Source organism: Paracoccus aerius (assembly GCF_014656455.1).
GTDB classification, from domain to species: Bacteria; Pseudomonadota; Alphaproteobacteria; order Rhodobacterales; family Rhodobacteraceae; genus Paracoccus; species Paracoccus aerius.
This window is the reverse complement of sequence record NZ_BNCL01000046.1, coordinates 1-10,460: the sequence shown is the minus strand read 5'-3', so window position 1 is coordinate 10,460 and position 10,460 is coordinate 1. Positions and strand designations below refer to the sequence as shown.

The window sequence follows — 10,460 nt, the reverse complement described above, 5'->3', positions numbered from 1 at the left end:
AAAGCATACGAAACCCTGCAATTCAAAGCGAATGAAACCGCATCTTCAGCACATAAAATCAATGCAGTAAGAGTTGTTCAGGCTGGACTAATGAGAGTCCCGGCGGAGTTGCGCTCCTCCCCAACCTTGGACCGCCGGATGCTGGAGTTTTCCGGCTTGGTCATCGTGGCGACGGGCTGGCTGCGCCGCCACGGGATCGCGCTGTCCGGGCTTTACAATGGCGCGTTGCATCATCCCGATGAGGTTGGCGGCTCTATGCCAAACTTTCGGCTGGTTGAAATGTTGCACGAAATACAGGCCGAGGCGGCTTGCCGCAGCCACAAGACAAGCAGATTGCCCGGGTCGATCCGCGGCAGGTTAATGCTTGATGACCCTTTCAGTGATCCTGAGCTCGTGCGACGTCTCAAGGCTTAACCGTTACGGTAATAATCAACCGACTACCGTCCCAACTTATCAAAAGAGTATTACTCTGCACCGGCAGCGTGGTCAGCTGGCGCCGCCGTTATCCAGGCAGCTTATGAAACATGACGCCTCTTGCCTTTCAGCAAGCGTCCGATTGCTCGGATTGGTGCCGAGCATTTCCATGAGGTGCTAGACTGATAAGTACGATGCAGCTTTTGTATCTCTCTAGTATAACTGGAAGAGATTTTATGACGTTGCGCCTCGGCTTTTTCCCGAACCTGGGTTAGACGGGCGTTGGCTTGGCTCAGTTCCTTGCGAAGCGCCGCAGCAGTTTTATCTCGTCCGATGACCTTGTCGGCGAATGCGTTCAGTTCTGCCTGAAGCTTGGCCTGTTGCGCCTCCGCCTCTTCCCAGACCTGAGCCAGACGGGTGTTGGCTTGGCCCAGTTCCTTGCGAAGCGCCGCGGCAGTTTGATCTCGCTCGATGACCTTGTCAGCGGATGCCTTCAGTTCTGCCTGAAGCTTGGCCTGTTGCGCCTCCGCCTCTTCCCGGACCTGAGCCAGACGGGTGTTGGCTTGGCCCAGTTCCTTGCGAAGCGCCGCGGCAGTTTGATCTCGCTCGATGACCTTGTCGGCAAATGCGTTCAGTTCTGCCTGAAGCTTGGCCTGTTCCGCCTCCGCCTCTTCTTGAACTTGTGTTAGACAGGTATTTGCTTGAATCAACTCCTTGCGAAGTGAAGCCTCCTGCTCACAGAAAGTACGCTGTTGTGCCTCAAGTTCGTCTCGCAGTGCGACATTGATTTCATGCCTCTTTGCCGGCTCCTGTTCCGCCATGTGAGAGGCCTCGAGAGAACGCATCTGCTGGCGTTTCGTAGCAAGTTCGGCTAGCGGGCGGGCGAACAACTCGGACGATTGGTCGAAACGCTCGCGAACCGCAGCCATTGTCTCGCGGCCTGCTTCGTCCTCGCCATTTTTGGCCCAAGCTTCCAAGACCCGCAGGCAATCCTTCGCAAGCTCGGGAGTGGCCGAGTTGTTGAGGAACGCATCGACCGGGGTATCGTAGTGACGCAATACGGGGTCAATGATCTCCTGCACCCGTGCATCGCGGGCCTGAGCTATCAGAGGCCAGGAGAAGCCGAAAGTCCTTTCAGCCTGGTCTGAGAATTCTGTCCAGTTCGACAGAATGCGCGAATAGCTCGTGAAGATGCGCGGCAAGCCCCTGCTTCCCGCTTCGGTATCCAGAACATGCCGCAGCCACAGCAGCATGCCGATGCCTGGGTCAACCTCGACTCCAGTGCGAACCTGCAACGAGCGGGTGACATCCAAGGGGTTTCGGTGTGTATGGATGCAGGCTAGGCCATAGCCAGCCTCGGTCAGCGCTTCTCGCCACAGTGGCAGCAGCCGGCAGATGCGAGGGTCCTTGAGGTAGATGAGCGAGGCACTGCCGTATTCCGCAGCCATGAGTTCGGCGATGCGGGCACGGAACTCACTAAAGCGCGGCGATCGATGCCAGCCAGGGTGAAGCGGCGACCAGTCGTCCCAGCGAGAGCCAAGTGCGTCCAGGACATCATCATTCAACTTCATGATCTCGGGGGACTCAAAATAGCCCTTTGCATTCCACTGGTTTGGACCCATCTTAGTCTGCGCGCCCTGACAGCCCAGTTTTTCAAGAATGCCGCCCAGCAAGGACGTACCGGAACGGTGCATCCCCAAAACTAGAACGGCGACTTTGACTGCCGCCTTGCTGTTCATTGCACGATCATAATTCATGAGTCTTGTACTCTATCCGTAAGGGCGCAAGCCCATGTCTCTATTGTTCGCCGCTAAGCCGATGTGGAACTCTTTTCAAAGGCTCCTCAGGCTGCCACTTTTATAAGTTCAGCAGCAAGAAGGTCTTTCCTTCGGTCGATGTGCTCCTGGATTATAGCACGATAGATAGGCCGCGCGACACGCAAGGCACATTGCCGCACATCGATAGCCTGTTGGTGTTGCGATGTACGATCCGCACCTGTCCAGACGCTTTTTTCATTCATGCGATAGGTGCTCATGACCTGTGGAAGGAAGCCGATCCCGCCAATGCGATCAAGATAGAAGGCAATTGCAATTTCGCTCAACCGTGGTTCATAGAGAGTACTGGGAAGCCGCTTCATGATATCGCTTCGGAACATGCAGCACGACAAATTGACGATCAGGTTGAGATGCTCGTTCCGAGCGAAATCCGCTGCAGACAGCATACTGGGGAGACCCTCTTGCCGCTTGAGAAGTCGCCTTGAGTTCTTCTTCATATCATAAAGTTCGATGCGCGATAGAACCATGGCTGCGTCTAGATGATCACGCAAGAATGTTACCTGCTTGATGTTCTTCTCTGGGTCTGTCCAATAATCGTCACCTTCGAGAACTGAAATAAACTGTCCTTGAGCCTCTCTAAAACAATGGCGGTAATTTTCCGATACGCCGAAATTTCCTCCGCGGGTAATGCTTCGGATCTTCATCGGGTATTTTTCTACATAACGGGACATAATTCGGGCAGTCCCGTCAGTAGAGCCATCATCAGCAAGAAGAATCTCGTGATGGAAGTCGCCTCGCTGCTCAAGCGCGCTCTCAATGGCCTCTACAATAAAATCCTCATGATTATAACCCAAAATCACCGATGTTACAGTTGGTTTTGGACTATGCTTATGTCGAACCTGAACATCTGCCTTCAGATACGACTCCCGAACAGATATCCTATCTTGCCGCTCTTCATCTACGTAGTCCAATAGAATCCGATTGATGTAAGCGGGCGCCTGATGCCGAGTGTAACGGATGCATAGATCCCAATCTACTAGCCTTTTCAGGCTATCATCAAATCCACCTAACTTTGTGGCGATAGAACGGCGATGGCAAAAAACACCAAGGTCGATAAAGTTGCCTCTAATAAGGTCCCCCTGCTCGAAGGGCCTTCCAATAATTGAACCTTCGTTTATATTAATCATTCTTCCATACAAAGCATCCTTTTCTGGGTGGTTTGCAATACAATTGGCCATCATCGATAGGAAGTAAGGCCTCATTGTGTTGTCGCTATCAGCGTATGCGATCCAAGGGCTATCTGCATGTGATAACCCTATATTCCGCGCTCGCGACACTCCCACGTTGGTGGGAAGCTTCAAATAACGAATTTTTCCCTGCTTGATCTGATCTTTGAAGTCATTCATTACTTCATAGTCAGTTCCGTCATTTGATGCGTCGTCAACTATAATCAATTCGAAATTTGAATGGGTCTGCGCCATTACGCTTGCAATGGCATTTGAAATGCACCAACGGCGATTGAAAGTAGGCATGATAACAGTAAACTTCACGTCTTCGGCATCATTGAAGCGGGAAATCTCTATGTCATAATTGATATTTTTATATAGCTTTTCATCATTATTTCGCAGCCAAGACAGCACGCGACTTGCGCCATCTGTATTCATAGAAGCATTCCGCATGACCTTTACCTTTAGAAGGGGAAGTCCTCTCTCCAAGGCATAAAGCGGAAAAAGAGTAATATTATCGTAAGTTGGATCTTTCTTATGCAATCCAGCTAGATAATTTGGTATCAGCGCAGCCGCTGCAAACCCCTCTTCCAGAAGAATCTTTGTGAGGCCGATTTCGTAGTTAATAATGACCTTTTGTACATTATCCTGTTTGGTAACCCCGTTGATGAAGGTCATGAACGCAGCAGAGGTGAATACCCGACGCGTCAGAACAACAAAGTAGCTTTGCAGGTGATAGCTGAACTCATGGCTATCTGTTGCCCCCCAGAAATCGAGACCCTTTCCCTCCATCGTGGCAAACATCGGTGCAAAGGACTGCACAGGGCCATAGCAACTGTCGTTGCACAGGATCAGATCGTCTGCCTGGTCCAGTAGGCCTGCCTCGCGCGCCCAAGCAACGCCACGCTTGTAGGAACCAAAGTCATATTCGCCATGCCGGCCGGTAATGACATGTACGGCAAGGCCAGACAGTTTTTCTAGTTCCGATGGAAGAAGATCGTTGTCGCAGACCACGACAATGCCCGCAGTCAAGGGCTTCAACCCTTCTAGGTACGGAATTACCTGTGGCGGCAGAATACCATCGGCGGAATAGGAGGCAAAGACTGCAACCCGCCGACGTACGTCCGACACTTTCGCCAACGCATCGGCCTCGACTGGCGCGCGATAAGGCTTGATGAACATATTGACGGCAAGCGGCGTCAGAACTTGTGCCAACCGTAGCCATTTGCGTGGCAAGTCATTGGGGAAGCCGTGCTCCTCATCCGGAAGCCGTCTGGAAAAGCGTAAATCCTGCAACAGCATCTTGCCGCTTCGAACCGCAACGCCCAGCCCGAACATCCTTTCCGCCGCATGTGCTGGCGCCCCATCGGTAACATAGGCTGCAGGATGAAAATCCATCGAACATGCCGCCATTTCCTCTAGGATCGAGGTGCGGATCCAGAAGCAGGTCCCTGCGATGAAACCCCAGTCTTCTGTACGGAAGTCAAAGTCGCCTATCATTTCTCCGAAGGCCTTTTCAACCCCCTCCGCATTCGGCTCAAGGTAAGAGGGTCCATGAACATACAACTGCCGCGCCCCTGCCAACATCACTTGGGGATCAGTGCGGAAGCGGTCGATGATATGCTTCACCTGCCGTTGCGATCCCAGCACCCCATCGAGCAGCGCCCTTCGCCACTCGTTCGGCATGTTAGGCCCCTTTTTCGTGTGGATCTTGCAGATGAAGTTATATCGGCCCAGATCCACTTGCTTCATCAGCTGGAACAGCGCGCCTACGTCCTGGCCAATATTCTCGATCGGCAGCAGCTGGGCACGGGGAAAGGCCAAGGCCACCTGCTCACGTTGCGCTGCCTCGAAAATGTTCGGAATGGTGACGAACTGATCCGTCGTCTCGGGCAGATTAGCCGCCGCTTCAACCAAGTCGTCCAGCACGTCGAGATGCCAGACATGGACGACCAATGCGTGGTCCGATATCGCGCTCAGCGACGCCAAGTCAGAAAAACTCATATGATCCAGCGACATTCAATCTTCTCTTGCTTTGTGAGCACCCCATCCCTTAAAGAACTGAATGACGCGCGCGTTTCATTCTAAACCACATTTACGAAATAATTATGAAGTGAACTTTTTTCTTATTTTGATGGCAGCTTGCATGATATTGCAATTCTCTGGGATGAATCATTCATAGCGAAATAATTCAACATTCCTGATATTTGCAGATTGCTAATTATCGCGCCATATTCGCCCTTAAGCCCCCGCCCCTGACGGCGCAGCCTGCTCCATCATTCGCTTGTCATCTGCCCAAAAAGAAACCGTCTATTGCCCCGCACATGGGAGCAGAAGCTGCACACTTGGTAGGACCGGATTGTCAATCTGCATGGTCAGCCTCTTGCCAAAGCGCTTGCCACTTTTTGGATGAAAAGAAAAGACAGCGGTCGAGCATCTTGGCTGGGCAACGGACCCAAAGTTCACGCTGATGCAGTCTTGCAATAGTAGGCAGACGGGGATGCAAGAAGGTACTTCGTCAAGCAAGTCCCGTTGATGTAGCCTGCTGCCAGTTCTGTGAACACAAAGACAAAGCCGTGACTAGAGAGTTGGCAGCATGTCAATGAGATCAACTTGTTGAGCAGGTCGCTACCGACCTGCCCTGCCCTGGTCCATTCTGGTCAAACTCTCTCCTCACCCTCCTTATGGAGAAAGACCGAGTTCAACTTCATGCGGGCAGCAACGGCAGGCCACAGGCGTTCGATTAGGTGATACTCAGTCCCATCGGTCGGGATCGGCTCGTTTGGCCAAGCATGATCCTCTCCAAACAGGTTCAGCATGTCACGCGCCACCTCGGCACGGGTCCAGAACATATTGCCGACCGGGAAGAGCAAGGGGTTGTCGGGCATCGGGCCAGGGAAGCAGTCCGCGATGTCGGGCAACAGGCGACGCGAGTCATCCCAAGGCACGAAATGAGGTTCGAACGGCGCGACAAGGCCTACACCGGGCTGCGCAATCTGCAGGATGGCCGAGGACAACGTATGGTTGTCTCCCAGCAGGATCCGGTGCAGGAAGCGCCGCCAAACATCTCCGTGCGAAGTGGTTTGAATGGATTTCTTCTGGTGCAGGTGGCACCAAATGCGATCCTCACCAGCCAGCTCTTCACGTCCGAACAGGCGCAGAAAAGGCAGGATGTCGCGCCCTTGGTTCGGAACCAGATGAGTTTCAATCGTTAGGCCCTGATCGGCACCCATCTGTCGGATGGTCTTGGCCTTGGTTTCGGTATCAGTGGTGACCAAGATCCGCGAAGCACGGACAAAGGCCGCATGATCGCGAAGGTCGGCAAGAAGATTGTCTATGTAGAACGCATGGATATGGATTGCGTACTCTGGAACCTGCGGATCATCGGCTGCGAGGGAGCTGTAATCTTCCAGCCTTGTCCGCTTGTGAATCCAATTGTCCGATGCTGTCAGCGTCGCCCGCGCATCATCGACGTCACGCCACAGCAGACGCCGCCCATAGCTGAACAGTTTCTCACGCTCGCGCTGACGCAGGGGGCGGTCCCTATCCGATTTGGTAAAAAGAAGCGGGATATCGAATGTGCTCCGACCTAGGACGAAACTGCGCTGCCGGCCCAGTCGGTCCTGCAAAGCCCAGCGGATGCGGTCGAACAAGGAATGTCCTTTGATAGGAGGGCCAGGTGTCTCTTCCCAAACACCCGTCTTCCGGGGCAATGCCAGCAATGCGGCTATCGCAGCCGCAGGATCTGCATAAGGCACACGGATGATCCTGTCGGATCCATGATAACGGGCGTCGGCAAAGCCGGTCGCGCCTTCAAAGCAGACAACCTGGCAGCCGCGCTGAACAGCATCGAAAACCGCGTTAGGCAACGGGTCCAGACGCGATGACAGGAACATCGCATCCGCCGCATCCAAAACGTCAAGGTAAAGCGCACGCGCTGAGACGAAGAACAGGTTGCCATCCTTCCGGTCCGCCCTGACCTGCCGCAGATGATAGTCGAACAACACGCCGAAGCCCATGTCCTGATGGTTACGGCGATCTCCGATCCAAACAAATACCGTTTCTGGGTCAACATCACTGCAGGCTTGTGCGGCCTGCACAAATGTATCCGTGCCCTTGGGCCAATGCACATGGCCTGCGCCACAAATTATCCGCGCATTCGTCAGATCTCGTCCCAGAGCCTTGCACAGGGTCCTGCGGGCCTCGATCCGTCGCATTTCTGTGACCTGACCTTCGATCAGGGGACGCTGAGGAATAATGGTGCTGTCGTTGGCAGTGTCAAAAGTCACATCGGCCAGTCGACCTTGCCAGCTTTCTCGAACATGTTCGGCCGAAAAGATAAGAAGATTTGCGAAGGCTGCCGTGTAGGCTGATTTCCATGGTGGGAAAGTATAATCCGCATATTCATGAATATAGGCTGCAAAAGGAATGTCTTGAGCGACCAACGGATGAATGAAAAGCGCGCACTCAACAGAGCTTAATATGGCATAATCGATTTTCCCGAATACTTCTCCGCGTACATAAGGGATTTCGCGCAGTGGATTTTCAGTAATCAGGACGCTGCAGCAAAGGGGCAAGAACCGATCAAGCAGTGCTCCGCCACGTAGAGTTACTACTACAACATTATGCGTCTGGCCAGCCTGACGGGCCAGATCAAGCCCAACGGCAGACGTGTCGGTTTGCGACATCTCGTGCAGGCAGATCATGACAGTTGGTAGTTCAGAGCGAAACTGCTGCTGCCCCGTATGCAGCCCCGTGCGCAGATCAGCCAAAGTGCGCCGTCCACCCTCAATCGTCCCAAAGCGCAGATAATGGATGAGCGGGTTCATTCCCGCCTGCGCAATATCCGGATGCCATTCCAAATATGCCTGCATGGAGAAATCTGAGATGCAGGCATCAATCGGTGCACCAAGCTGTATCAGTTCGAATGCCAGATGCAGTGCATCTGGATGACCTTTTTCAACCAACTCCGTCAAAGCCGGATCGACAATCAGCTTTGCAAGCGCCGGGTCAATATAGGGAGCCTTCTGGCGCAATTGACTGTAGCTGGTGGCGTAGCGCCCCTCCAACCGCCCATGCTTGTCAAAATGATCCTGCAAGGCAGCCGCGTCATTTATAGCAAGATCGGGATAAGTCCGGGCATAGAAGCTAGGATCGAACCGGAAATCAGGCCGATTAATGGTGATCCCGACGCGTCCAGCCAAGGCTTTCCAGATTTCTTCCGGATGCTGCATTCAAAATCCCTCAAAGGCATTGGCAAGAAAATCAAAACGCCGTTCTTCCAACATTGGACGAGCGGCAAGGTCAGAAGTCAGGGACATCAAGAGCGGGCTGCTGGCAACAACAGGCGCAAGACAAAAAGCCGTGACAGACCCATCCTCTCCAGAGCTCCAAACGACAGGCTTGGATTGGGATCCTTGCTCTTGCTCTGGGGGCAGATTGCTTCCTGCCCGGAGATATTGTAGACCTCCCAAATGCTCAGCAAGAAGTTGCTGGAACAGCCGGGCGCAATCGGCCAGCACGTCAAAAGCCGAAGTTCGGGGCTGCAGAAGTGTCACACGCAGGATCGATCTGCCAATCTCCCCTCCCCTCTCTGGCAGCACGTTGTCGAACGCTTCAGGCTCTCCCACTAATGCAATGATCTTATTGGCCGGAACAACATCCTTCATGGTGATCGGAAACCTCGTAGCAGCGCGGTGTTCCGATGCATGAATGATGGTGATCATGTGCTCTTGCTCCTGTTCACCTGATACTCAGGCGGTTGTTGTTTGAGCTGCAATGAGCTTACGAAGCGAGGGCATTTCAGCCCTAAGTACCGGTAGCGATCGTTGTAATCTTGGACACAGCGTTCAATTGACCCGAGGATGGTTGTGATATTGAGCAGCGGTGTCACTGGGACGTACCCCTTGAACGTTTCAAGAATAGCGAGCTTTTTCAGCCACTGGTTCGAGGAGAATTGCGCGAGAGATGCCGTTTCCCTGCGGACTGCGGATCGGCGTGAAGCAAGGCTTCGACCGATCTGCCGAGAAAATATCGGAGTTTCATTGGCAATTAAGGCGGCCCATTGTTGGATCAGCATCTTACTTGTCGCGGCAGCACGCAGCGTCTTGAACCGCGGCACCACGGCTTCGAGCATGATGTTGCGAATGTCGGATCCGCTGATGGCAGCAGTGATACGCGATTGATCGCTGTACAGAATTTGACAGCTCGTATTACGAGGCGCGACATCAGATTGATCTATCAGCTTGGGTGTACTGCTGATGTTGCCAAAACCGTGTTGGATACGCCGCATATCGTAAGGCTATTTGCTGGAAACAAAGGCTTGTAAACGGATTGCGAAACAACTGCCACAAATCCAGAACCATCAGATGATCTCGATTGCAAGACAGCAATCGTCTTATGATGCATCGTCAAATCTCCTGCTGAGACAGCAATCTCTCCTGCCCCGTCTTGGGCTTTACCGTCAGACGGGGACGGGAACTGCTGCCTTGTATGCGGCGGCGCTTGCGGGACGGCTGCGTCAGTGCGGGCCCAGCAGCCCCATCAGGTAGCGGCCGTATTCGTTTTTGGAGAAGCGTTGCGCTTGTTCGCGCAGGGCGTCCTCGGTGATCCAGCCGGCCTCGAAGGCGATCTCCTCGGGGCAGCCGGTTTGCAGGCCCTGGCGCTTTTCCAGCGTGCGCACGAAGTTGCCGGCATCCAGAAGGCTGCCATGGGTGCCGGTGTCCAGCCAGGCAAAGCCACGGCCCATCTTTTCCACCGTCAGGCTGCCGTCATGGAGATAGCTTTCCAGAAGCGTGGTGATCTCCAGTTCCCCCCTTTCAGAGGGCTGGACCTGGCGCGCGCGCTCGGGCGCGGTGCCGTCCAGGAAGTAAAGCCCCGTCACGGCAAAGTTCGAGGGCGGCAGGTCCGGCTTCTCGATGATCGCCCGCACCCGGCCGTCGCTCTGGAAATCCACCACCCCATAGCGTTCCGGATCGGCCACGCGATAGCCGAAGACCGTGCCGCCGCTGTCACGCCCGCCTGCCGCCTTCAGCAGTTCGGGCAA

Annotated in this window: 7 protein-coding genes; 1 reads left to right on the top strand and 6 read right to left on the bottom strand. The window is 53.9% G+C overall.

From position 1 onward, the window contains the following. Positions 1 to 414 (top strand): hypothetical protein (locus IE224_RS19950; RefSeq protein WP_191313174.1); only part of this gene is annotated, 414 nt, incomplete at its 5' end. Positions 415 to 515: 101 nt separating this feature from the next. On the opposite strand, the gene IE224_RS19945 is transcribed toward IE224_RS19950, so the two are convergent. The 6 genes from IE224_RS19945 to IE224_RS19920 form a co-directional block, all read right to left on the bottom strand. Beyond that, positions 516 to 2,171 carry a hypothetical protein gene (locus tag IE224_RS19945; protein WP_191313172.1) on the bottom strand — a complete coding sequence of 552 codons (1,656 nt, stop codon included), beginning with the start codon at positions 2,169 to 2,171 and terminating at the stop codon, positions 516 to 518. 86 nt (positions 2,172 to 2,257) lie between these two features. Then, complete coding sequence (locus IE224_RS19940; protein WP_229849482.1) at positions 2,258 to 5,434, bottom strand: glycosyltransferase; 3,177 nt, start codon at positions 5,432 to 5,434, stop codon at positions 2,258 to 2,260. 641 nt (positions 5,435 to 6,075) lie between these two features. Further along, complete coding sequence (locus tag IE224_RS19935) at positions 6,076 to 8,649, bottom strand: rhamnan synthesis F family protein (protein WP_191313170.1); 2,574 nt, start codon at positions 8,647 to 8,649, stop codon at positions 6,076 to 6,078. Further along, positions 8,650 to 9,141 carry a hypothetical protein gene (locus IE224_RS19930; protein WP_191313167.1) on the bottom strand — a complete coding sequence of 164 codons (492 nt, stop codon included), beginning with the start codon at positions 9,139 to 9,141 and terminating at the stop codon, positions 8,650 to 8,652. It abuts the gene before it with no gap. After that, a complete protein-coding gene (locus IE224_RS19925) occupies positions 9,138 to 9,707 on the bottom strand; it encodes a hypothetical protein (protein ID WP_191313165.1) in 570 nt (189 codons plus the stop codon). The genes IE224_RS19930 and IE224_RS19925 overlap by 4 nt, the downstream gene beginning before the upstream one ends. Positions 9,708 to 9,935: 228 nt before the next feature. Beyond that, positions 9,936 to 10,460, bottom strand: a 525-nt coding sequence (locus IE224_RS19920) for a sugar nucleotidyltransferase (RefSeq protein WP_268246568.1), incomplete at its 5' end; no start/stop codon positions are given.